This window comes from Streptomyces sp. GbtcB6 (genome assembly GCF_019091475.1).
Lineage (GTDB): Bacteria > Actinomycetota > Actinomycetes > Streptomycetales > Streptomycetaceae > Streptomyces > Streptomyces hyaluromycini.
Window position 1 is genome coordinate 1 of sequence record NZ_JAGXJL010000086.1, and the last position, 21919, is coordinate 21919.

General features: G+C 68.9%; 18 protein-coding genes and 3 pseudogenes. 6 read left to right on the top strand and 15 right to left on the bottom strand.

Annotated features, from left to right (window positions below; genetic code table 11):
• Both KVT45_RS57290 and KVT45_RS51590 read left to right on the top strand, forming a co-directional pair.
• Window positions 1-111: pseudogene (locus tag KVT45_RS57290) on the top strand (sugar ABC transporter ATP-binding protein); the annotation flags it as partial.
• 28 nt (window positions 112-139) lie between these two features.
• Window positions 140-1159, top strand: a complete 1020-nt coding sequence (locus KVT45_RS51590; RefSeq protein WP_217561458.1) for a Gfo/Idh/MocA family protein — start codon at window positions 140-142, stop codon at window positions 1157-1159.
• A 57-nt stretch (window positions 1160-1216) separates the two neighbouring features.
• Here KVT45_RS51590 and KVT45_RS51595 read toward each other — a convergent pair whose 3' ends face one another.
• The 3 genes from KVT45_RS51595 to KVT45_RS51605 all read right to left on the bottom strand — a co-directional run bounded on the left by KVT45_RS51595 (window position 1217) and on the right by KVT45_RS51605 (window position 4326).
• Complete coding sequence (locus tag KVT45_RS51595; protein ID WP_217561460.1) at window positions 1217-2236, bottom strand: Gfo/Idh/MocA family protein; 1020 nt, start codon at window positions 2234-2236, stop codon at window positions 1217-1219.
• Between the two features lie 133 nt (window positions 2237-2369).
• Entirely contained in the window at window positions 2370-3131 is a 762-nt protein-coding gene (locus KVT45_RS51600) for an SDR family oxidoreductase (RefSeq protein ID WP_217561462.1), read from the bottom strand.
• Window positions 3132-3147: 16 nt separating this feature from the next.
• Window positions 3148-4326: a phytanoyl-CoA dioxygenase family protein gene (locus KVT45_RS51605; protein WP_217561464.1), complete on the bottom strand. Its 1179-nt coding sequence runs from the start codon at window positions 4324-4326 to the stop codon at window positions 3148-3150.
• A 109-nt stretch (window positions 4327-4435) separates the two neighbouring features.
• Between KVT45_RS51605 and KVT45_RS51610 the strand changes: the two genes are divergently transcribed.
• A complete protein-coding gene (locus KVT45_RS51610; protein WP_217561466.1) occupies window positions 4436-5482 on the top strand; it encodes a LacI family DNA-binding transcriptional regulator in 1047 nt (348 codons plus the stop codon).
• 156 nt (window positions 5483-5638) lie between these two features.
• Here the strand turns inward: KVT45_RS51610 and KVT45_RS51615 are convergent, their stop codons facing one another.
• Window positions 5639-6505, bottom strand: coding sequence for a mycofactocin-coupled SDR family oxidoreductase (locus tag KVT45_RS51615; protein WP_217561468.1), 867 nt, complete (start codon window positions 6503-6505; stop codon window positions 5639-5641).
• Between the two features lie 176 nt (window positions 6506-6681).
• Here KVT45_RS51615 and KVT45_RS51620 point away from each other — a divergent pair, with 176 nt between their 5' ends.
• On the top strand, window positions 6682-7821 hold the full coding sequence (locus KVT45_RS51620) for a serine hydrolase (protein ID WP_217561470.1): 1140 nt from the start codon (window positions 6682-6684) through the stop codon (window positions 7819-7821).
• A 168-nt stretch (window positions 7822-7989) separates the two neighbouring features.
• Here the strand turns inward: KVT45_RS51620 and KVT45_RS51625 are convergent, their stop codons facing one another.
• Together KVT45_RS51625 and KVT45_RS51630 are read right to left on the bottom strand one after the other, a co-directional pair.
• Entirely contained in the window at window positions 7990-9486 is a 1497-nt protein-coding gene (locus KVT45_RS51625; RefSeq protein WP_217561472.1) for an MFS transporter, read from the bottom strand.
• Between the two features lie 267 nt (window positions 9487-9753).
• Window positions 9754-10995, bottom strand: coding sequence for a cytochrome P450 (locus KVT45_RS51630; RefSeq protein WP_217561474.1), 1242 nt, complete (start codon window positions 10993-10995; stop codon window positions 9754-9756).
• 409 nt (window positions 10996-11404) lie between these two features.
• On the opposite strand from KVT45_RS51630, the pseudogene KVT45_RS57295 reads away from it, so the two are divergent.
• Window positions 11405-11566: pseudogene (locus tag KVT45_RS57295) on the top strand (IS5/IS1182 family transposase); the annotation flags it as partial.
• Here the strand turns inward: KVT45_RS57295 and KVT45_RS51635 are convergent.
• The 8 genes from KVT45_RS51635 to KVT45_RS57300 all read right to left on the bottom strand — a co-directional run bounded on the left by KVT45_RS51635 (window position 11532) and on the right by KVT45_RS57300 (window position 18472).
• Window positions 11532-11831 carry a cupin domain-containing protein gene (locus KVT45_RS51635; protein ID WP_217561476.1) on the bottom strand — a complete coding sequence of 100 codons (300 nt, stop codon included), beginning with the start codon at window positions 11829-11831 and terminating at the stop codon, window positions 11532-11534. The pseudogene KVT45_RS57295 and the gene KVT45_RS51635 sit on opposite strands and share 35 nt — an antisense overlap.
• Window positions 11832-12007: 176 nt before the next feature.
• Window positions 12008-12886, bottom strand: a complete 879-nt coding sequence (locus tag KVT45_RS51640) for an alpha/beta fold hydrolase (RefSeq protein ID WP_217561477.1) — start codon at window positions 12884-12886, stop codon at window positions 12008-12010.
• A 115-nt stretch (window positions 12887-13001) separates the two neighbouring features.
• Window positions 13002-14072: a DUF4331 family protein gene (locus KVT45_RS51645; RefSeq protein WP_217561478.1), complete on the bottom strand. Its 1071-nt coding sequence runs from the start codon at window positions 14070-14072 to the stop codon at window positions 13002-13004.
• A gap of 7 nt (window positions 14073-14079) precedes the next feature.
• A complete protein-coding gene (locus KVT45_RS51650) occupies window positions 14080-14703 on the bottom strand; it encodes a hypothetical protein (protein WP_217561479.1) in 624 nt (207 codons plus the stop codon).
• A gap of 604 nt (window positions 14704-15307) precedes the next feature.
• Window positions 15308-15952 (bottom strand): DsbA family protein, encoded by a 645-nt coding sequence (locus KVT45_RS51655; RefSeq protein WP_217561481.1) that lies wholly within the window; start codon window positions 15950-15952, stop codon window positions 15308-15310.
• 45 nt (window positions 15953-15997) lie between these two features.
• A complete protein-coding gene (locus tag KVT45_RS51660; RefSeq protein ID WP_217561483.1) occupies window positions 15998-16837 on the bottom strand; it encodes an oxidoreductase in 840 nt (279 codons plus the stop codon).
• A 53-nt stretch (window positions 16838-16890) separates the two neighbouring features.
• The gene (locus tag KVT45_RS51665; RefSeq protein WP_217561485.1) at window positions 16891-17604 is read right to left on the bottom strand and encodes an SDR family NAD(P)-dependent oxidoreductase; all 714 of its coding nucleotides are present in this window, start codon (window positions 17602-17604) and stop codon (window positions 16891-16893) included.
• A 262-nt stretch (window positions 17605-17866) separates the two neighbouring features.
• The gene (locus KVT45_RS57300; protein WP_254648605.1) at window positions 17867-18472 is read right to left on the bottom strand and encodes a muconolactone Delta-isomerase family protein; all 606 of its coding nucleotides are present in this window, start codon (window positions 18470-18472) and stop codon (window positions 17867-17869) included.
• Window positions 18473-18868: 396 nt separating this feature from the next.
• On the opposite strand from KVT45_RS57300, the pseudogene KVT45_RS51675 reads away from it, so the two are divergent.
• Window positions 18869-19015, top strand: a pseudogene (locus KVT45_RS51675) (IS1380 family transposase); the annotation flags it as partial.
• On the opposite strand, the gene KVT45_RS51680 reads toward KVT45_RS51675, so the two are convergent.
• Complete coding sequence (locus KVT45_RS51680) at window positions 19006-21900, bottom strand: AAA family ATPase (protein WP_217561487.1); 2895 nt, start codon at window positions 21898-21900, stop codon at window positions 19006-19008. The pseudogene KVT45_RS51675 and the gene KVT45_RS51680 sit on opposite strands and share 10 nt — an antisense overlap.
• Between the last annotated feature and the right edge of the window lie 19 nt (window positions 21901-21919).

Below are 21919 nucleotides of genomic sequence, written 5' to 3' on the forward strand. Positions count from 1 at the left end.
GGCGCCGAACTCGCGGCCCTCAAGCACGAGTTGTCCCAGGTCCGCGGCGTCGACACCGAGGAACTCCCCGAAGAGGAGGACCTCCAGGTCGGCGCATCGCAGGCCAACTGACTTCCGACAGCAGCGGAGACAACGGAACATGACATCCCAGCAAGCCCTTGGCGTAGCCGTCGTCGGCACCGGGAAGATGGGCGCGGACCATGTGCGCCGAATCCACCAGGTCGTCAGCGGGGCTCGCGTGACCGCCGTCGTCGACATCGAGGCGGAGCGCGCCAGGACGCTCGCGGACGGGATCGAGGGCTGCACGGCGTACACCGAAACCGCGGCCGCCATGGCGGCGCAGGACGTGGACGCCGTGCTCCTCGCCTCCCCCGGGCCCGCCCACGAGGCGGCCCTGCTCGAAGCCCTCGGCCATGACCTGCCGGTGCTGTGCGAGAAGCCGCTCACCCCCGACGCGGCCTCCGCCCTGCGTGTCCTGGAGGCGGAACAGAGGCTCGGGCACCGGCGCGTCCAGGTGGGCTTCATGCGGCGGTACGACGCCGAGTACATGAAGCTCAGGCGACTCCTCGCCCGTGGGGATCTGGGCAGGACGCTGATGCTGCACCACCGGCACCGCAACCCGGCCATGCCGCCGGGGTTCACCGAGGAGATGCTCATCAACGACTCGGTGGTGCACGAGACGGACGTGACCCGATGGCTCCTCGACCAGGAGATCACCGCGGTCACCGTGCACAAGCCGGCCGCGACGTCGTACGCCCCGGCCGGTATGAACGACCCGCAGCTCGTCCTCTTCGAAACCGAGTCGGGTGCCCTCGTCGACGTCGAGATCTTCGGCCACTGCGGCTACGGCTACCAGGTGCAGGCCGAAGCGGTCTGCGAGCGGGGCGCCGTACGCATCGACCCTGAGCAGGGCCCGCGGCTGACCACCGCGGGCCGTTGGGGTGGCAGTGTCACCCCGGACTACCTGGAGCGTTTCGCGGACGCCTACGACCGCGAGGTCCAGGCCTGGGTGGACGCCACACGGCGCGGGGAGGCAACGGGCCCGAGCGCCTGGGACGGCTACGCGGCCGCGGCCGTGTGCGAGGCGGGTGTGCTGTCGCAGCGGGAGGGCCGGCGCGTCGAGGTCGAGCTGATCGAGCGGCCCGCCTTCTACCAGTAGGCGGCACGCGAAGGGCGGGGGCGGTACCGGACCGGTACCGCCCCCGCCCCTTTCCTCTCAGCCAGTGGCCGGAAGCACCGTACGCGGCCGGGCCGGGAACCCGGCCGCCCGGTAGCACTCGTCGATGAGACGCATGGTGGTGAGCGCGTCCTCCGCGTCGAGGGCCAACGGTGCGCCGTCCCGCAAGTGGGCCGCGAAGGCCTCCAGTTGGAAGGTGTACGACGACCTGCGGCCGAGTTCCTCGGTTCGCTCGCCGGCGGGCGTGCGCACCACCACCCGGTCGTCCAGGTGCGGCTGCACGAAGTTCATCGCCGTGGCCTCACCGCGCGTGCCCACCACACGGCAGCTCATCTGCCACGTGTCGTACGCCATATGGCAGTTGGCGGTGCCGGTGACCCCGCCCGGGAACTCCAGGTCGGCGTACAGCCACTCGTCGACCCCCGCGGCCCCTGGCCGCTCGCCACCGCGCGCGGCGACCAGCCGGGGTGCACCGCCGGCCCAGGGCGCGAGCATCCGCAGCGCGTGCAGGCTGTAGCACCCGAGGTCCATCAGCGCGCCGCCGGCCAGCGGCAGCGACCAGCGCACGTCGCTTTCGGGCGGCGCCGGCATGGCGACCACGGCCTCGACGTGCCGGAGGTCGCCCAGCTCCCCGCTCTCCAGCAGTTCGTGCAGGCGTCGGGTGACCGGGTGGAAGAGGTAGTGGAAGCCCTCCATGAACACGGTGCCGGCCTTGGCCGCGGCCTCGCGGACCTCGGCCGCCTCCCCGGCGTTGCTCGCCGACGGCTTCTCGGTGAGGACGTGTTTGCCGGCCTGGAGCGCGACCAGGTTCCACGGCGCGTGCAGGCCGTTGGCCAGCGGGTTGTAGACGACTTCGATCTCCGGGTCCGCCATGAGCTCGGCGTACGAGCTCGCCACGCGCTCCACGCCGTGCGCGGCGGCGAAGGTCTCGGCTCGGCCCCGGTCGCGGGCGGCCACCGCGACCAGGCGGTGGCCGCCCGCACGAGCGGGCCCGACGATCGAGAGTTCGGCTATCCGCGCGGCGCCGAGGACCCCGATCCGCAGTGGTGCGTCGGTCATGCCTTGCGCACCTCGTCGAACCGCACCGGCCGGTGCTCGTGAAGCGAGAGGGTGCAGGCCTCCGCGATCCGGCCCGCTCCCATGATTCCTATACGCATGCGGCTCTTCTTTCCATTCAGTTCGAGAGAGCGGCTCAGTCCTGGCCGCCGAAGACGATCTGGTCCCAGTCGATGACCGAGCCGGTCACCACCCCGCTGCGGTCGGACAGCAGGAAGACGACGAAGTCGGCGATCTCGTCGACCTGGCCGAGCTTGCCCATCGGCTGGGCCGCGGCGGCCTTCTCCCGCCAGTCGTCGCCCGCGTCGTGGAAGGCACGCTGGGTCGCGTCCTCGCCCTCGGTGTCCGTCCAGCCGATGTTGAGGCCGTTGATGCGGATCTTGTCCCAGCGGTGTGCGTGGGCCGCGTTGCGGGTGAGCCCGGCCAGTCCGGCCTTGGCCGCGGAGTACGGCGCCAGGAACGGGGGCCCGCCATGGGCGCAGTTGGAGATGATGTTGACGATGGTGCCGGGCGCCTCACGGGCCTTCATGTCGGCCACCGCCGCCTGCATCGAGAAGAACGGTGCCCGCAGATTGATCGCCATGTGCTGGTCGAACAGCTCGGGCGTGGTGTCCAGGAGCGAGCCGCGGGACGTCAGGCCGGCCGCGTTGACCAGGCAGTCGATCCGACCGTGCGCGTCCAGGGTGCGTACGACGGAGTCGCGCGCCTGCGCCGGGTCGGCGAGGTCCGCTTGTACGAAGCGGGCCCCCGTGTCGGCGGCGAGCTTCTCGCCCACCTCGGCCCGGCGGCCGGTGAAGACGACCTGCGCGCCCTCCCGGACGGCCGCCCGCACGATGCCGGCGCCGACGCCCTGGCTGCCACCGTTGACCAGGACGACCTTGTCCTGAAGAAGTGCCATGAGTCGGGTGTCCCTTTCAGCCGTGCCGGCGCTTGGCGCCGGCCTGCAGTTCGTGCCCCAGCCGGTCGGGGGTCCAGCCCTCGGCCACGGCCTGCCAGAGGGTGTCCGCCTGGGAGGGCGGGGCGAGACCGTCGACCGGCGGGTCGAGGTCCAGGTTGGTGGGGAAGGGGTAGCCCTCGGCGGTGGCGGCGACCACGCGGCGCAGCCAGTCCTCCGAGATCCCCTCGGCCTTGCGGCGCAGCAGCACCGGGAAGAGGGCGTTCGCCATCGCCTCGCGGTCCACCGTCTCCATCGCGCGGCCGAAGGCGGAGGAGATCTGGAGCAGGTTGGCCATGCGGCGGATGCCGGTGGAGCGGTTGTGCCCGGCGGCGTGGAAGAGCGCGGGGTTGAAGAAGGCCGCGTCGCCCTTGTCCAGGGGGAGCTGGACGTGGTGGGCGTCGAAGTACTCGACGAACTCCGGCAGTCGCCAGGCGAGGTAGCCGGGCTCGTACTTCTGCGAGTGCGGGAGGTAGAGCGTGGGGCCGGACTCGACGGGCATGTCGCAGTGGGCGACGGCGCCCTGCAGGGTCAGCACCGGGGAGAGGCGGTGGACGTGCGCCGGGTAGGCGGCGGCGCGCTCCTGGGAGAGGAAGCCGAGGTGGTAGTCGCGGTGCACGCTCTGCGCGGCCCCGCCCGGGTTGACGACGTTGACCTGCGACGTGACCTGGTAGGCGGGGCCCAGCCAGGCCTCGGCGATCAGCGCGATCATGTCGTTCGCGTAGTAGTCGGCGAACACCTCGGGCGCCCGTACGGCCATCTTGTCCAGGGCGTTCCAGACGCGGTCGTTGGCGCCGGGCCTGGCGAAGTGGTCACCGCGGGCGGTACCGCTCGCCCGCTCCTCCTCGATCAGCGCGGAGAAGGCGTCGGTGGCCCGGTCGACGACGTCCGGGTCGGCGAACGCGCCCTTCAGGACGACGATGCCGGGTCCGTCGAGCAGCGCCCGCACCAGCTCGTCCTGGACCTCGCGGCGGCCGTCGGCGGTGGCTGTGAGGGTGCGGAGCCGGTCGCTGTCGTAGAGGGGCACGTTCTGCTCGACACGCTCCGCCGAAGGGTGGTCGGCGACGTCCGTCTCCTGCTCGACGAGCGAGCGGAACGCGTCGAGATCGCAGTCGGCCTCGGTCAGCCAAGTCCGCGCTCCCGCGGCGGTGGGAGACATCTGGGGTCCTTTCGCAGTCCGTGTATTTCTGCCAGTCTTGAGAACCAGAAGCCATCATTCAATGCTTGCCATTACATCAAAAGTCCATCAGAAGCTCTTGGGATCACTCATGAGGCACCCCTACCCGATCAGGGAAATCGCCCGTCAGGCAGGACTGAGCACGGCCACGGTCGACCGCGTACTCAATCAGCGGGGCAATGTGCGGGAAAGCACCGTGAGAGAGGTACAGGAAGCCATCAAGGACCTGGACCGCCAGCAGGCCCAGGTCCGCATCGGCGGCCGTACGTTCATGATCGACATCGTGATGCAGACACCGCAGCGGTTCTCCACCGCCGTACGCGAGGCGCTGGAGGCCGAACTGCCCTCGCTGCACCCGGCCGTCGTGCGCTCCCGCTTCCACTTCCGCGAGGCCTGCCCGCCGGCCGAGCTGATCGGCACCCTGGACAAGATCGCCAAGCGGGGTTCGCAGGGCGTGATCCTCAAGGCTCCGGACGTTCCGGAGGTCGGAGCTGCCGTCGGGCGGCTGGTCGCGGCCGGCATACCCGTCGTCACCCTGGTGACCGACCTCCCGCACAGCGCCCGCCTCGCCTACGTCGGCATCGACAACCGTGCGGCCGGCGCCACCGCCGCCTACCTGCTCGAACAGTGGCTCGGCGACCGGCCGGGCAACGTGCTCACCACCGTCAGCCGGGGCTCCTTCCGCGGCGAGGAGGAGCGCGAGATGGGCTTCCGCAGCGCGATGCGGATCGCCGCCCCCCGACGATCCCTGGTGGAGGTCACGGACAGCGACGGCCTGGACGCCACCCAGTACGAGCTGGTGCTCGATGCCCTCAAGCATGACGAGGACATCGTGGCCGTGTACTCCGTGGGCGGAGGCAATGACGCCACCCTTGAGGCCTTCGACGCGCTCGGGCGGGACTGCGCGGTCTTCGTCGCCCACGACCTCGACCACGACAACACCCGCCTGCTGCGCGAGCGCCGCCTGTCCGCGGTCCTCCACCACGACCTGCGCCAGGACATGCGCCGCGCCTGCCAGATCATCATGCGGGCCCACAAGGCACTCCCCGAGGACGGCCCCGCCCTGCCCTCGGCGACACAAGTGGTCACACCGTTCAACATGCCGCCCGGGATCCCGGCCCTGCCGGTCGTGGACTGAACTCGTCGCACGCGCGCACTGTGGCACTGCTGAAGCGAAGGTCCGCCGACGCGGACAACGCTCTCGACGTCGTCATCGCATACTGACGGCCAGGGTCGGCGCGCTGTGCCGGCCATGGCAGCGACTCCGGACCGCACCCACCGCACGACGGCTGCGTCAGGCCGGCGCTCCGGACGTGCTGCGCCTCAGGATGGCGCCCGCGTCGACCTTCATCTGGAGGCCGGTCACGTCCCGCGACCCGTCCGAGGCGAGGAACAGCACCGCAGGGCTGTTGTCGGACGGGTCCACGTACGGGATCGGCATGGGCTGCGTGGTGCGGAACGACTCCTCGGCGTCCTCCCGGCCCGGGTTGTCCAGGTCGGGACGGAAGATCCGGTACATGGGTCCGCTCTGGAGCATGTCCGTGTCGCAGTTGGTGGGGTGGACGGCGTTGACCCGGATCAGCCGCGGGGCCAGTTGCAGCGCCAGGTCGTGCACGAAGCGGGCCACCGCGCGTTTGGCATGGGAGTAACCGGCACCGCCGGGACCGCTTTCCGGGCTGTCGACGCTCCCCACCATCAGGCCCGCGGACGAGCCGATGCAGATCACGGACGCCCCGGATCCCAGGTACGGATGGGCGGCCTCGACCGTGTTGACGACACCGACGAGATTCACGGAGACCGCGTCCAGGAAGCCCTGCGGGGGCACGTCCAGGCCCACCGGGGCGATCCCCGCGTTCGCCACCACGATGTCGAGGCGGCCGAGTTCGGCGACCGCGTCACTGACGACGGAGACGAGCCGGGAACGGTCTCGGACGTCGGCCCGGCAGGCGACGATCCGGCGGCCGGCTCCTTCGACGAGGCGAGCGGTCTCGGCCAGGTCCTTTTCCGTGGAAAGGGGATAGTGCGCGGAGTCGATGTCCTCGCAGATGTCGATCGCGATGATGTCAGCGCCTTCCCCGGCCAACCGCAGTGCGTGGCTGCGGCCCTGCCCACGCGCGGCGCCGGTGATGAACGCGACCTTGCCCTCTACCCGCCCGGCCATATCGGTCCTCCCTCGTGTGCGCGACGGACCGGGGCCGTGGTGGTCGGCAGTCGGCCCCGTCCTGTACAAGCGACGACGATAGCGCCACATCAGTCAACTATATATACTCTTACATTGACAACTGAGCGGAGTCCCAGGGGCCTTGGCCCACGTCACGGACAGAGGCGGGATGCGGTATGCGGGTTGCGGACAACGCCGACCCAAGGATCAGCAAGGCTCTGGACCGGGCCCTCAACGCGGGCGAGACAGGCGTACAGATCGCGGCCCTCCTCGACGGCGAGCTCATCGTGGACGCCTGGGCCGGTGAGACCGGGACCGGGCAGCCCGTCGACGGCGACACCCTGTTCCCGGTCTTCTCGGTGACCAAGGCCGTCACCGCGGCCGTGATCCACGTCCACGCACAGCGCGGCCTCATCGATCTGGATCGTCCGGTGGCAGACGTCTGGCCGGAGTACGCGGCGCACGGCAAGGGAGGTATCACCTTCGACCATGTGCTCAGCCACCGGTCCGGTGCGCCCACCATCGGAGCCGACACCACGCTCGACGAGCTGTGCGACTGGGACACCATGGCCGCCAGGGTCGCGGAGCAGTCACTGGTCGCCGAGCCCGGCACCCGAAACGCCTACAGTCCGTTCGCCTTCGGCTGGGTGCTGGGAGAAGCCGTGCGGCGCGTCGACCCGCGGCGGCGCCCCTTCCCGGACATCGTCCGCCAGGAGGTCCTGCTCCCCCTCGGCATGGACGACTTCTTCCTCGGGCTGCCCGACGGCCAACGCCATCGCGTCGCGACCCTTGTGGGCGACAGCGCTCCCACCACGAGTCCCGACGGACTGCTGGAAGAGGCGTCACCGTCACACCTGCCGTTCGCTCCGTCCATGTTCAACCTGCCCCAGGTCCAGCGGGCGGGGTTGCCCTCCGCGGGTGGCATCGCCACGGCCCGGGCCACGGTGCGGCTCTTCGACGCCTACGCCGCGGCCCGGCGGCAGGACGGAGAGCAGTTCTTCACGGGCGACACCCTGCGCCGCTGCCGCAGGCCCCGGCCGGTGGGCATCGACCACACCTACGGCTTCGGCATGCCGGTCGGGCACGGCGGCCTCTGGCACATCGCCCCCGGCGTGAGCGACGACAGCCCTGGCGGGGCCCTGACCGAGGGAGTGCTGTCCCACACCGGCGCGGGCGGCACGATCGCCTGGACCGAGCCCGAACTGGGCCTCTCCGTGGCTGTCCTGCACAACCGCATGTTCTTCGGCCCACAGCCCGTCGCCCCCTTCGGCGCCGTCGCGGACGCTGTACACGCGATCGCCGCGGAACGGGGCTGACCCGGCTCCGGCGTCGGCTCCCCGGGTCTGCTGCTCACCGACCGCCGGGCGCCCTCCGGGCGTCACACAGCATGAGCGGTCGCCGGGAGAGCGACCGAGTACGTCTCTTCGACGTCGTCCCCCAACTCACCGAAGAGATCGACACCCGCAAGGGCTGGTCGCGTTCGCTCAGGCGTCCGCGGGCCCCTCCGCCAGCGTCGTGCGCGCCGTGGCGACGGTCGCCGGGGCCGTTGTGTGCCGCCTCGGCGCCAGCACGGTGACCGCGAGCAGGGCACCGCCGAGCGCCAGACCGACCATGAGCAGCAGCGCGCCGCGAATGCCCGGCTCGCCGTAGTGGACGCCTGCCGCGGAGACGGTCGACGAGCCCGCCATGATGGCGAACATGATGACGGGAACGACGCTGGCGAAACCGCTCTGGCACACCTGGACGCTGCCGGCGATGGAGGCCTGTTCCTCCGGGGGTGTCTCCGCGATGACCATGTTCGGCACGGAGCCGTAGGCGAGCCCTGTCCCCAGGCCGTCGCACACCGCGCCCGCCAGCACCTTCCACAGACTGTCATGGCAGAAGACGAGGAAGACCCCGGCGGCCGCGATCAGCGTGAGACCGGCGACCATGCACCAGCGCGCTGCGAGACGCCGGACGGCACGGCTGACCGTCACTCCCCCGATCACCTGGGCAAAGGCCTGGGGTGAGGCGATGGCGGCGAAGGCGAACGCGGTCATACCCAGGCCGTACGTGCCGCCGACGGAGGCGGGGGTGAGCGAGAGGATGGGGAGGATCGTGGCGGGCACCACCGTCGCGCCGTAGGCCGTCGCACCCGTGACGGCGGCCAGGAGGATCGGGCGCCGGGTGAACAGTGCGATGTTGAGGATGGGTTCCGCCGCTCTGCGGGCCCTCAGTACGAAGCCGGCGAGTGCCGCGAAGCCGACGGCGAACAGGCCGAGGACGGAGGCCGAGGTCCAGCCCCATCGCTGTCCCTGGCTGACCGCCACCAGCACAAGGGCGACGCCGGCCCCGAGCAGCACGGCTCCTCCGTAGTCGGCACGCGCCGGGTGCCGCAACGGCGTCTCCTGCGTGGTCAGCCGGGTCAGCGCGGCCAGCACGACCATCACGATCACGTTGAAGGTGTACATGCCCCGGAAGCCGAACGTGTCGAGCAGCCATCCGACCAGGAACGGCACTCCCACGCCGAAGGCCCCGATACCCGTCACCGAGATACTGGCGGCGAGGGGAAGCGTGCGTGGCGGATACACGTCGCGGATCAGCGAGTAGGTGAGGAACATGCCGGAGATGGCGAACCCCTCCAGGCACCGGCCGACCAGGAGGACTCCGAAGCTCGGCGCGACCGCGGAGACGGCCGCACCGGCTGTGGCCACGGTCAGGCCGCCGAGCAGCACCCGGCGTTTGCCGTACAGGTCGGCCAGTTTGCCCAGGAGTGGGCTGACGACCGCGCCGGTGAGCATGTAGCAGGTGAGGAGCCAACCGCCTTGGTCGGTACGGAAGTGCCGGGTGACCGAGGGGAGCGCCGTCGACGTCATCGTGTAGCTCAGCGCGACCAGTTCCACCACCATCACCATGGCGATCGTCGACACGACGAGCCGCGGTGTCCAGCCCTGTCTGTCCTGGCTCGGTGTGTTCGCCGTGCGGGATTGGCGTAGCGTCATCGTCGCTCCCCGTGAGATCGGCTCTTTGACGCGACGCTATGGTCGTGCTCTCCACCCCGACAATCGGTCCTCCCGGTGGCCGGGCGACAAGGGGCGGCTGTCATGCTTCGGGGCGGTTGGGACAGCCTGCTGCGGGTCCGGAAGCGGAAACGCCGAACGCGAGCGGCGCTCACGTGGTGGAGTCGGTCGCCGTAGCGGACCGGTCCCTTCACGGAACACCGCTCGCGTCAAGACTCGCCTCGCCCCGGTTTGCACCCAGGGGGCGGGCTACCAGGCGACGGGCAGCTCGTAGATGCCGTAGGCCTGCGAGTCCTCCTTGAACTTCAGTTCCGACAGGTCGGCCGCCATCCGCAGCGTCGGGATCCGGCGGAACAGCGTGCTGAACACCACGTGGAGTTCGATGCGGGCCAGCTGCTGGCCGATGCACTGGTGCGGACCCCAGCTGAACGCCATGTGATGGGCGGCCTTGCGTACGAGATCGAGCTTCTCGGGCTCCGGGAACGCCTCCGGGTCCCAGTTGGCCGCCACCAGGGACGCGATGACGCCCTCTCCCGCGCGGATGACCTCGCCGTCGATCTCGATGTCCTCGGCGACCGCACGCCGGGCGAGCAGGTGCGGAATGGTCAGATACCGCAGCAGTTCCTCGACGGCGTTGGCCACGAACTTCGGATCGTCGCTGTGGTCCCGCAGGGCGGCGAGCTGATCGGGGTTCTCCAGGAGCACGGCAGTGCCCAGGGTGATCATGTTCGCGCTGGTGTCGTGGCCGGCGACGAGCAGGATGTGCCCGAGCGGGGCGGCCTCCGTCATGGACAGGTCGCCCGCCTTCACACGCTCGGCGAGGTCGGAGAGGACGTCCTCGCCGGGGTCGTCCATCTTGGCCTCGATGAGCCCGGAGATGTACTCGCGCAGCACCCTGGCGGTCTCGGCGCCCTGCTCGGGCGTCTGGAACCGTGCGTTGGTGACCCCGGCGTGGTGCTGGAAGAAGTCGTGGTCCTCGTAGGGCACACCGAGCAGCGCGCAGATCATGAGGGAGGGCAGGGGCAGCGACAGCGCCTCGTTCAGCTCCGTCGGGTTCGGGCCCGCGAGCATCTTGTCGATGAGGTCGTCGGTGATCCGCTGGATCTCCGGGCGCAGCTTCTCCATCCGGTGCCGGGTGAAGGAACTCGTCAGCATCCGGCGCCAGCGCTGGTGCTCGGGGCCGTCGGTGTTGTTGATCGAGGGCTGCATCTGGTCCGCGTGCGCCTTCATGCCCGCAGTGGTGTGCGGATACCCGGGAGCGCCGATGTTGGCACTGAGCCGCGGGTCGGCCAGCAACTGCCGCGTCGCGGCGTGGGTCGTGGCCAGCCACGGGGTGGTGCCGTCCCAGGTCTCGACCCTCTGCACCGACTTGCCCGTGCCGTGCAGCGCGCGCAGACCCGGCGGCGGTGCGAACGGGCACTCCGCCGCCCGGGGCGAAGGGAACTTCGGGGTCTCCTCCGTCACGCCGGCACCGGTCACCTTCTCGGCCATGTCCGCACTCCTCTTCCTTGACCTCGTCGCCGGACGGCGCCGGACCGCGCGCTCGTCATGGCATCGACGGAGCTGCCCGCCTCGCACCCTGTGCCTGGTCGACGGCACTCCGATGTGCACGCAGGGAATCATACTTCGACCGGTCGGTACAATCAATGTGGTCGATGTGTGAGCTGCCCAGGACGCAGGCCCCCGGCGGCAACTTCGGCTCGCCTTCGTCCGCAGGAGCGACGCGACTCCTCGCAGTGCCGGATGCCGAACAACGCCGAGATCAGAAGACGCGTTGGAGACGGCGGCGCCAGCGCCGTGGGCGCCAAAGGTTCCCGCGGAGGAACTCCGTTGCACGTCATCACGACCGCCGCCAACGCCAACGACATCACCCAGACCCTGCGCCCGGTCGAACATCAAGGGCCTGGGCAAGCTCCGCTATGTCATCGAGCAGACCTTCGCCCTGCTCCGCCAGTTCAAACGCCTCGCCGTGCGCTGGGAACGGCGCCTCGAACTCCACGGCGTTTTCGTCTCGTTGGCCTGCAGTGTCATCTGCGCAACCCGGGCTCCTGGCCGGCAGTGAGCGGGAAGTAGCCAAGGAACGTCACGTTCTCGTCCAACGCGTCGAAGTGCGCGATGGGAACCCCGGCGGGTTCGAAGAACACATCGCCCGGACGCAGAATCACCTCGTTCTCGCCCTCGACCTGGAACAGCACCGAGCCCTCAACGATGCTCCCGAACACCGGCCCGTTGTGAACATGCCGCCCTGCCGGGTGCCCCGCCAGAACATGGACCCGCCTCACCTCAACCCGATCAGTCGCCAGTACCGCCGGCAGCCGCTCGTCCAAACGGGCTCGGGCGCGCGCAGGAACGGCAACAGGGCCTCCGGGAACCGCTCGGAACGGGGTTGCACCCCGAGCTGCCAAGAGGCCCTGCCTTCATCCGCGTACGGCGGGAAGATCACACGACCAGGAACTACTGCTGGACATGCAGGGTTCGAGGTGACTTCTCCAGTCCTGGGGCACTACTTGTCAAGGAACGGCAGCAGGTGGTCGAGCAGGACCTCCGGAGCCTCTTCTGGGATCCAGTGGCCGCCCGGAATCACAGCGCCGGTCACATCGTCGGCGTACCTTTGCGCCTGTTCGGGGACCAGTTCGCCGAGCGCGCCTTCGGCGCCGACGGCCAACACGGGCATGGTCAGCGTCGTGCCGCGGTTGCGGATCGTGTCCTGGACGTCACGAGGGAAGGACTTGAAGTACTCGTAGGACGCGCGCAGGTATCCAGGACGTCGCAGGGCCTGCGCGTACTCGGCGAGCGCCTGATCGTCCACTCCCCCCTTCACCTCTTCCATCCAGCCGATGAAGCCTTCGACCCAGATGTCCTCGCGTCCGGCGACGATCTTCTCTTGCAGATCGTTGTCGAGCGTGAAGAAGCCGAAGTTCCACAAGCCAGGTCCGTTCTCGGTCCACGCCGGCAGCTCGTACGCCATCTCGTCGACCTGAGGGGCCTCCAGCAGCACGAGCCGCCGTGTCGAGCTTCGATGAGCGGCCGCGTAGGCGTACGCGACCATGGTCCCGATGTCGTGTCCGACGACGTTGACCTGCTCTTCGAGCCCGAGCGCAACCAGCAACTGGTGTACATCGTCCGCGAGGGTGGCCTTGTCGTATCCGCTCTCGGGAGCGTCCGAGCCGCCGGAACCGCGGAGATCAGGCGCGATCACGGTGTACCGCTCCGCGAGCGCCGGCATGATTTTCCGCCATGAGTACCAGGTCTGCGGATATCCGTGGATCAGAACAACCGTGGGGCCGGCGCCGCCTACGGCGTAGTTGACCGTGATTCCGTTGACTTGAGTCGTCTTCTCGACGAACCCGTCAGGGACCTTCGACGCGGTGAGCAGTGGCATTGTTTTCTCCTTGAGTGTCCGTTCGGTCCGAACGGTGGGTTTCCGGCCAGAATCCTCTGGTCCGAATCCCGGGTCGGCCCGGGGGGGGGCGGCACAGCGGGTCATCGACACCGGGTCAGGATGTCGGCGGCTCGGAGAGATAAGGGAAGTAGTCGAGGACCGGCTGCGGCCTGAGCCCCGAGGAGAAGTCCTGGTTCACGATCATCTTGATGACGTTGGACGCGATGTCCTCGATGATGCCCTTGCCATTACGAATGCCGTACCAGGGGTTCCAGAAGGCGACGGTGCCAGGCTCGAACGTGATGACGTTCGGGAGCAGCCTGTCTGCCGCCCACGCGCCGTAGGCCCGTGCGGTGGGGAAGCGGTGGGGAAGGCTGCGGTACGTCTTGCCGGCCTCGACGACCGCTGCGATGTTGTCCCGCACCTGACCCCAGATTCCCGAGGCGGGATCGGTTGCGGGGCGGGCGGGCCTGCCCACGAGGTCGAACGTGGGGGCGGTGGCGTTGAAGTTGGCGACCTGCGCCGAGCCGGTGTCGAACTTGAAGAAGGTGGTCATGTTGGGAGCTCCGGCCCGCTGAAGCTGGACCCAGGTGCTGTGCCCCTTGTCGAAGTAAGCGGTGGTCGCCCAGAAGTGCACCCGACCGCGGCCCGTGACCTTTACCGGCACCTCAAGAACGAAGGACCTCACGCTGGTGTTGAGGAAGGTGTCGGTGGCGGGACGCAGCGATTCGTAGTCGGGGAAAGTACCGGCCGCCAGTGCGTTCGTCGTCGCGATGGGAAAGGGGACGAAATTGTAGAACGGGTCGCGGCGCTTCCCGGCGAAGAGCTTGATGCCGTGGAGGCATTCGACGACTTCGCCGACGGGGGCGTTGGGAGGCGTGATGACGGTGCCCGAGGCGGTACGGTCAGCGGCTGCGGCGCCGGTGAGTTGCTCCACCCGCACGTACTGCGTGCCGTCGGGCCCGATCGGGAACGTGGCGCGATACGTGATGTCCTCGACGTAATCGTCATTGGTGTCGATTTTCAGCTCGTAGTAGCCCGCGGGGTTCCAGGGATTTCCGTTCAGCGGCGAGGTATTGACTCCGAATACCGTGCGCGGACCGTGCAGGTCACCGGCCCCGGCAAAGCAGTAGGCGTCGGTGATGTCCAGCGTTTCATCTGATGGGAGGTCAAGGTGGTGGGACATTGCGCTCCTACTTGGCCGGGGTTTTGCGGGGGTACGGGTTATGGGAGAACGGCTGGAGCGCGAGCGTGTAGAACCGGTCGTACGGAGACTCGTCCGTGCCGCCGAACTCCCCGTAGAACCACACGAACGGGAACCGGTGAGCATCCCAGGTCACGCGGTGGTCTCGCCCGTTCGCATGGCTGAGCTCATACCAGCCTTGGGTGAACCCGCTCAGGACGGCGATACGGGTGGGAGCGCCGCGTTCGGGAATGACCGACGCGTCGACCGTGGTGCCGTCGGTCGCCGTTACGTGCGGCCATGCGGTCTGGACCGGCGCGATGTGCGGACCGTGATAGTAATCCTGGACGGACACAGACTTGACGCCCGCGGGCAGTACCAGACGGGTTCCCCGAGTGAGCTGCGGGGCGTGATACCGCCGCTCCTCACCGCGCTCCAGGTCACCGTCGGCCGACGGGACGCCGTCAGGCTGCGCCGAGGTGGCCGAGGCCGGGGTGGCTGCCCCGACGAGGCCGTACAGGACAGGGATGGCGGCCAGGCCGCCAAGGACGCCACGCCGGCCCAGCGGTTCCCCGGCCTCACTGTCCGCGCGCTTGGCTTGCGCCTGCTTTCGGTTGCCTCTGATGATGTTCACTCACGTTCCTCTCCTGCTTCGGTCGGCGGCCACCGCCGTTATGCGCCACCTGGTCCGACCATCGGGATGTCATTTCGAGAGAACTTGCGGGTAGACGGCGGCTCGGATACGGCCGCACAATGGCCAATCCCTTCTCCCGGAATGCGAACCACGTGATCGCGCTCTGTTCCAACCGAGTTGCATGTGCTCACTCCCCCTACGACGACCACAGGTCTTCCGGCACACAACGAATCTACGGGGCCGGCCCGTGACCACATCAGGCGCAGAAACGACACGGATAATAGGGATTCCGCCATGCAGGTAGCAGTCGACCGAGTGTCGGTTTCAGGCGGCGGTCGAGCGGCGTGAACACTCCGTAGGTGGTGGCGCGTCTTTCCTTCCGCCATCCACGGAGGACGTACGTCTATCTTTCCCGCAGGCCGAAGGGACTTACATCAGTCAATTGACTGGGCGGATTTGTTCCCGGCGGCTAGATACAACGGGTCGAATTCGGGTCGAATCGAATACATGCTCGCGCCATAACCAGGAGTGATCGGCGGCAGCAGGGAGGGACAGATCTCCCAGATCTCCGGTCGGCCCGAGAGCAGTGCTCAGGCTCCCGGGGTCAGTCGAAGATCGGGCCGACGGTACGGCCGCGCTTGATCTCGTAGAAGCCGGACACCGAGGTCACAGCCAGGGTGCCGTCCCACAGGCGGCCGGCTTCCTCGCCCGTCGGGCTGGGTGTCACCACCGGCCCGAAGAAGGCAGTCTTGTCGTCGCCCTCGGGGCCCGGAACCGCGATGATCGGACTGCCCACTTGCTGGCCGACCAGTGCAATGCCCTCGCCGTGGGACTGGCGTAGGGCTTGGTCGTAGGCGTCCGACTCACCAGCCTCGGCGAGGCGTTCGGGCAGTCCGACCTCGCGCAGAGCCGCTTCGATCGTAGCCCTGGTCTTGTCCTGCTGCCGGGGGTGGTACCGGGTGCCGAGCGCGGTGTACAGCGGTTCCAGGACGCGGGGCCCGAACTCTTCCTCTGCCGCTGTCAGTACACGGGCAGGCGCCCACGCCTGATCCATCAGTTCCCGGTTCTGCGGCGGGAGCTCGTCCATGCGCCCTTCGTTGAGGACCGACAGGCTCATGACGTGCCACGTCACGCTGACCGGGCGGATCTTTTGGACCTCAAGGATCCAACGTGACGTCAGCCAGGTCCACGGGCAGACGGCGTCGAACCAGAAGTCGACGGATACAGGTGTGCGGGATTCGCTCATCATGGATGTCCAAATGACGGCCGCGGCCAGAGTCTGTCGCGGGTCGGCTTACCGACCAGCCGGGTAGCTGGTGGAGGATGTCAGGTGTGCCCAGGCAGCGATGTCGTGGCTCAGCCGGTCCTGGCCTTGCTCGATCAGGTGCACCGCGTCGGTGCCCAGGACCAGGTGCACCGGGGGCTCGTCCGCGTCCAGCACCGTGAGCAGAGCCTTGGCGGCACGGGCCGGATCACCGATCTGGTTGCCGTCCTTGGCCTGACGGGCGGCCCGGATCGGGTCGAATACGGCGTCGTAGTCGGGGATGCTGCGCGAGACCCGGGTCATCGAGCGGCCTGCCCAGTCGGTTCGGAACGCGCCCAGGGCCAGGGACGTGACGTGGATGCCGAAGCTCGCCACCTCCTGGGCGAGGGAGCCCGCAATCCCCTCGATGGCGAACTTGCTGGCTCCGTAGAAGGCCACACCGGGCAGCGCGGTCAGGCCCGCCATCGAGGAGACGGTGACAATGTGTCCGGTGCGGCGGCGCCGCATGGACGGCAGCACCGCCTTGATGACCGCAACGCAGCCGAACACATTGACGTCGAACTGCCGACGCAGATCCTCCATGGAGGATTCCTCGACGGTCCCCTCCAGGCCGTATCCGGCATTGCTGATCAGTACGTCGACAGGACCGACGCGCGTCTCCACCTCGCCGACCACACGCCTCACGGCGGCGTCGTCAGTGACCTCCAGCAGCATCCCGGTGGCACGACCGGGCCCGAGTGCCTCGAACTCGGCGATCTGGTCCGGCTTGCGGACCGTGCCGACGACCGAGTGTCCGGCGGCCAGGGCCGCCTCGGCGAAAGCACGCCCCATCCCGCTGCCGACTCCTGTGATCAGGAATGTCCTACTCATCACAAACTCCTATGCGGAGGGGCGCCGTCTGTCTGCCGGGTAGCCCCGCTTGCTCAGTGACCGGCGCTCTGTCCGCCGTCGACGTGGAGGGTCGCACCGGTGACGAATGAGGCGTTCTCCAGGTACAGCACGGCGTCGACGATGTCGTCGATCTCGCCCAGGCGGCCGAGCGGATGCATCGCTGCCAGCGTCTGGTTGTAGGCCTCGGGGCGCATCGGGTTCCTGATGACGCCGAGTGCGACTGCGTTGCTGCGGATGCCCTTGCAGGCGAACTCGCCGGCCAACGCCTTGGTTGCAGATTGAAGTCCTCCCCTGGCCAGCGAGGCCAGCACCGAGGAAACGTCCCAACTCGCGTGAGACGACGGGCTGGAGATGATCTGCACGACGTGCCCGCCACCGTACGTGAGCATCTGCTTCACCGTGAGCTGAGTGAGTCGGAGGAACCCGTTCAGGTTGACGCTGGTCACCGCCTCGAACTCCGCCGACGTGTACTCGGTGAAGGACTTGGCCGCAATCGCACCGCCGTTGTTGACCAGGGCGTCGATGCGCCCGAACCGGTCGAGACCTGCCCTGATCACACGCCGTGCGGTAGCCGGGTCGGCAATGTCTCCCCGGACCGTCACCACGTCCAGGTCCTGGGACTCCTTGATACTGCGCGAGGTCGCGACGACGCCGTACCCCAGCCTGCGGTAACCGGCGACGAGACCTTCCCCGACCCCCCGTGACGCACCGGTGATGATGGCGACCTTTCGAGCCACAGTACCCATGAAGACCCTCTCGAAGCGCGTCGTAGACGACCGGTCGCCTAAATGACGCTAAACGACCGCCCTGCCACCGTCAAAAGGGGGTGCTCTGTGAGCTCGGCCCTGTCACCAGCTGTGACCTGCGATAGAAGCCTGCGCCTAGCAGAAAGGAGAAAGCCGGTCCCGACGGATGCACCGGCAACGGACACCGGCCGCCAGTCAACGCGCGTCGGTCACCGAACGGACCTTCGGCCGCGCATGCCCGGCCGTCCGGACTCGGCGGCCGTCAGCTCCTGCCCAGCCCCGGGTCGTTCGGATGCTCACTCAGCGGCGTCGTCTCCATGGACAGCCACGGCGCCAGAGGGAGCGAGTCCAGGAGGGTCTGCATCTCGGCGGCGTCCCGGGCGCGCCACAGGCCCAGCGCACGCCCCTCGCCAGGCGCGTTCCACAGCCGCACCAGGTACCCCTCCTCGGCCAGTTCCTTCGCGCGGACCGCCTCCGCGGTGGTGCCGTCCTCCCGTGCCTGGGACGGTGCATCCCCAGGAGCGGCCACGACGAAGGTCACCAGGAACTCAGGAGCGGCGATCGACGCGTCGACTGAGGCCGGTCCCGGGTCGTTCGGGTGCGGCGACAGAGGCTCGACCTCATCCTGGCGCCAGACGCGTAGCGGCATGGAGCTCAGGATGTCCTCCAGGCGCGCGGCGTCAGGCGCGGCGAACAGCCCGAGAGTCCGCCACTCGCCCGGCTGCAGAGGCGGGCGCCACAACCGCAGCAACTGCCCCTGGTCGGCGAGCTTGCGGGAGTTCGCGGCCTCGCGGGCGCGGACCGCGTCCACTTCTGCCGCTGAGGTTCCCTCCGGAACGCGGGTGGTCATGGTGACGAGGTATTCCATGGCAGGTGCTCCTTCGAGACAGTGCTGAGTTGCCGGGCTGGGTTCGCGCGGTACGGACGGCGCCGGAAGCGGTCGCCGGTCTCCCAGGTCGCGCGGCGACCGGCACCCGGAGGTCCATAGAGACGGTCGCCGCCACGACGGCCCTCCGCACGATGCCGTCCCGCCTGGATTCTTCGGGAACGCCACGTGCCGCTACATCCGTCATTTGACCGGACGCCCGAAGGCCGGTGTCAGCCTGCACCTGAACCCGGAGAGGCGCGCACCGAGTGCGTCGATCGGGCGCTCGCGATCGCCCGTTCCAAGAAGCAGGACGCTGCCGCGGTCCGGAAGACGCATGCTCCGCCACCGCTGCCGACCCCATCGAGGCCGCCAGGCAGGCCCTGGCCCAAGCAGCTGCGGCTTGTCGTCCGCAAGGAACGCCCGCATCCCGGCGCCCGGTTCGCCCGGTTGCGTTTCACCGACGCCGACAGTCATCGGCTGACCTGCTTCACCACCAGCACCGAGCACACCCCGATCGCCGAACCGGAGCTGCGTCACCGCCTGTGAGCCCGGGGCGAGGAACGCGTCTGTGCCGCCCGTGCCGCCGGCCTGCCGTCACGGTTGTCGTCTGAGTCCTCCTGCCCGGGCCCCTGCGACGGGTCCTGTGGGGGCAGTGCGGCCAGAGCCGCGGCGAGAGTGACGCGAGAGGTGATGCCGAGCTTGGGGTAGAGCCGGTGCAGATGGGCTGCCACGCTCCGGTGGGAGAGGGACAGCCGCGCCCCTATCTGCTTGTTGGTCATGCCCGACGCCGCGAGGGTCGCGATCCGGTGTTCTTGGGATGAGAGCGGGTTCGCCGGCAGGTTGCCATGCGCCCATGACGTGGCGTGGCCGATGGCCCGGAGTTCCTCCGCGGCACGGGCGGCCCAAGGCGTGGCTCCGAGATGACGGAAGGTGTCGAGGGCCGCGGCGAGATGAAGCCGGGCGTCTTTCGCGGCGCGCGCGTGCCGGAGGTGTTGACCGTAGGCGAGGCGAACGCGGGCGACCGCGAACGGCCACCGCTCGGTCCCGGGGATCGCGAGGGCTTCCTCGAAGAGTGCGGTGGCCTGGTCCTCGGGCGCGGCGATGGCGGCCGAGCCCGCGGTCAGCAGCGCCAGCCGTGGAGATACTGCGGCGATGCCGGCCTGTCGCATGGCGGCCGCATGGGCGAGCGCTTGGGCCCGGCGTCCGGTACGGACGGCGGCCTCCACCAAGTCCATGGGCACCCGGAGGGCTGAGGGGAGATAGGTGGGTAGCACCCCGGGCGGACTGATCGCCGATGCCTGGTGATAGGCGGTCTCATAGTCACCGCGTCCCATGGCGGCCAGGGCCGAGGCGTAATGGGCCCAGCATTCGACGCTGCGGAACCCGCGGGGGGCTGTCCATGCGGTGATCTGCCGGGTCAGGGCGTTCACGGTGTCGTCGTCGCCTCGTACAGCCGCGAGCATGGCCTGGGCCGCTTGGAACGACAGGGCTATCTGTCGGTATCCGTACGTATCGCTCAGCCTGAGGCCTTCGGCCGCGAGCAGCGCGCACTCATCCCACTGCCCCGTCGTGAAATCGTCCATACAGAGCTGGATCAGTGCGTAGATCGCTGAAGCGACGGCTCCGCCATCCCGCCCGTCGTCGATGACGCGCCAGAGAGCTGAGCGGCACTGTGCCGTTCGGTCCACCATCGCTGCGGCCCTGCCGATCTGCACAATCCGGCTCGGATCAGCTTCCATGTGCAGGTCGCGGATCGCCGTGTCCAGGCGGGCGCGGGATTGATCAGTGGCGCGGGTCGGGTCGGCGTAGCTGCTGACCAGCTCCAGTGGCCTCGGCAACTGTACGGTCGCCTGCGCCGAGAAAGCGTGGAACCTGTCCCACAGATCCGCTCTGCCGCCGATCAGGCACACCCTGATCAAAGCACGCAGCGCTTCCCGAAGCGCCTCTTCGTCACCCTGTTCGGGACGACCCGTGCGGGTGGCGATTGCGCCGAAGAGCAGCCGGTAGGCGGTGTTGACGTCGCCGTCACTGTTGAGCAGGACGTTGGACGCGGCGGTCGCGGCGCGCAGCGATCCCCTGAGATGGGGGTCGGCGCGCCTGGCTTCCGCGAGCAGTTGAGCTGCCGCGGGCAGTTCCCCGGCGACCTCGGAGCCTATGCAGGCGGCTTCGACCAGGCGTCTGCTCCGATCTGCAGGGCCGGGGCTGAGGTCAGCGGCCCGGACCAGCGCGTTGAGAGCACCGCTGGCGTCACCGCGACGACGCGTCCGGTATGCGGCCTTTTCAAGGAGTGTGGCGACGTGCTCGTCGGGTTCGGCTGTTGCCTCCACGAGGTGCCAGACCTGACGATCGGGCCGATCGGAAAGCGCCTGCGCCAGAGCCGCATGCGCGGCCACGCGCTCCCCGCTTGTCGAGCTCGACACGATCGTCGCGCGGACCAGTGGGTGGCGGAAGGCCAACCGCGCCAGGCCTCGATTTTCGACGCGTACCAGTTGGGCCCGCTCCGCGGGGGCCAGGTCACCGAGAGCATCCTTGCCCGGAGCAGCCGCTCGCAGGATGCGCAGGTCACCCGTGCCCTCCAGGGCGGCCAGGAGCAGCAGCCGTCGAGTGGACGGCGGCAATTCCTCGACCCGGGACGCGTACAGGTTCTGCAGGCGACGGCTGAGCGGCAACACCGTGGACTGTGTGCCCAGACTGGCGTGTCGCAGCTCGCTGACCGCAGCCGGAAGTTCCAGCAGGGCGAGCGGATTGCCCTGCGCCTGTTCCAGGACGAACTGCATCGTTCGCGGGCTCAGCTCAGGAAACCGGCCGCGGACCAGCCTGGCCGAAGCCGCGCGGTCCAGGGGGCGCAGCTCCAGCTCGGGGAGTCCCGTCCAGTCGAAGCCTGTTTCGGCACCGGGCCGCGATGCGGCAAGAAATGCCACCGCACTTCCGGTCAGCCGTCGAGCAATGAACGCGAGCGCTGCCGCGCTGGCGCGGTCGATCCACTGCAGGTCGTCGACCACCATCAGCAACGGACCGGCACTGGCTGCTCTGCGAAGCAGCGCGAGGGCGGCGTTGTACACGATGACGCGGTCCACCGCGGCTTCGTCGCTCATGCCCAGCGCCACCATGAGCGCGTGACGGTGCGCAGGTTCGAGCCCGTCGATCTCCCTGTGCAAGGGTGCGAGCACGGTGCTCAGGTTCGAGAAGCTCACGCTCTCCACGGATTCCACGCCATCGGAGCGCAGCACCAGTGCTCCAGCTCCCGCCGCAGCTTTCGCGGCGACGTCCAGCAGGACCGACTTGCCGACCCCTGGTTCTCCCGACAGCACCAGGAGGCCGCCGCTTGCGGTCGCCTCGTCGACGAAGGACTCGAGCAGCCTTACTTCCTCTTCACGCCCGACCAGGTCGTCAGCCACGCTTCGCAGCGCCGCGTGGTCACCGTCCATGAAACGCTTCCCTTCTCAG

Excerpts from the sequence above, each read along its gene's own strand:
- KVT45_RS51630 (WP_217561474.1), bottom strand. The coding sequence starts at position 10,995 with ATGGCCGAGAAGGTGACCGGTGCCGGCGTGACGGAGGAGACCCCGAAG.
- KVT45_RS51615 (WP_217561468.1), bottom strand. The coding sequence starts at position 6,505 with ATGGCCGGGCGGGTAGAGGGCAAGGTCGCGTTCATCACCGGCGCCGCG.
- KVT45_RS51590 (WP_217561458.1), top strand. The coding sequence starts at position 140 with ATGACATCCCAGCAAGCCCTTGGCGTAGCCGTCGTCGGCACCGGGAAG.
- KVT45_RS51665 (WP_217561485.1), bottom strand. The coding sequence starts at position 17,604 with ATGGGTACTGTGGCTCGAAAGGTCGCCATCATCACCGGTGCGTCACGG.
- KVT45_RS51625 (WP_217561472.1), bottom strand. The coding sequence starts at position 9,486 with ATGACGCTACGCCAATCCCGCACGGCGAACACACCGAGCCAGGACAGA.
- KVT45_RS51645 (WP_217561478.1), bottom strand. The coding sequence starts at position 14,072 with ATGTCCCACCACCTTGACCTCCCATCAGATGAAACGCTGGACATCACC.
- KVT45_RS51610 (WP_217561466.1), top strand. The coding sequence starts at position 4,436 with ATGAGGCACCCCTACCCGATCAGGGAAATCGCCCGTCAGGCAGGACTG.
- KVT45_RS51605 (WP_217561464.1), bottom strand. The coding sequence starts at position 4,326 with ATGTCTCCCACCGCCGCGGGAGCGCGGACTTGGCTGACCGAGGCCGAC.
- KVT45_RS51595 (WP_217561460.1), bottom strand. The coding sequence starts at position 2,236 with ATGACCGACGCACCACTGCGGATCGGGGTCCTCGGCGCCGCGCGGATA.
- KVT45_RS51600 (WP_217561462.1), bottom strand. The coding sequence starts at position 3,131 with ATGGCACTTCTTCAGGACAAGGTCGTCCTGGTCAACGGTGGCAGCCAG.
- KVT45_RS57300 (WP_254648605.1), bottom strand. The coding sequence starts at position 18,472 with ATGGAATACCTCGTCACCATGACCACCCGCGTTCCGGAGGGAACCTCA.
- KVT45_RS51660 (WP_217561483.1), bottom strand. The coding sequence starts at position 16,837 with ATGAGTAGGACATTCCTGATCACAGGAGTCGGCAGCGGGATGGGGCGT.
- KVT45_RS51640 (WP_217561477.1), bottom strand. The coding sequence starts at position 12,886 with ATGCCACTGCTCACCGCGTCGAAGGTCCCTGACGGGTTCGTCGAGAAG.
- KVT45_RS51655 (WP_217561481.1), bottom strand. The coding sequence starts at position 15,952 with ATGATGAGCGAATCCCGCACACCTGTATCCGTCGACTTCTGGTTCGAC.
- KVT45_RS51620 (WP_217561470.1), top strand. The coding sequence starts at position 6,682 with ATGCGGGTTGCGGACAACGCCGACCCAAGGATCAGCAAGGCTCTGGAC.
- KVT45_RS51680 (WP_217561487.1), bottom strand. The coding sequence starts at position 21,900 with ATGGACGGTGACCACGCGGCGCTGCGAAGCGTGGCTGACGACCTGGTC.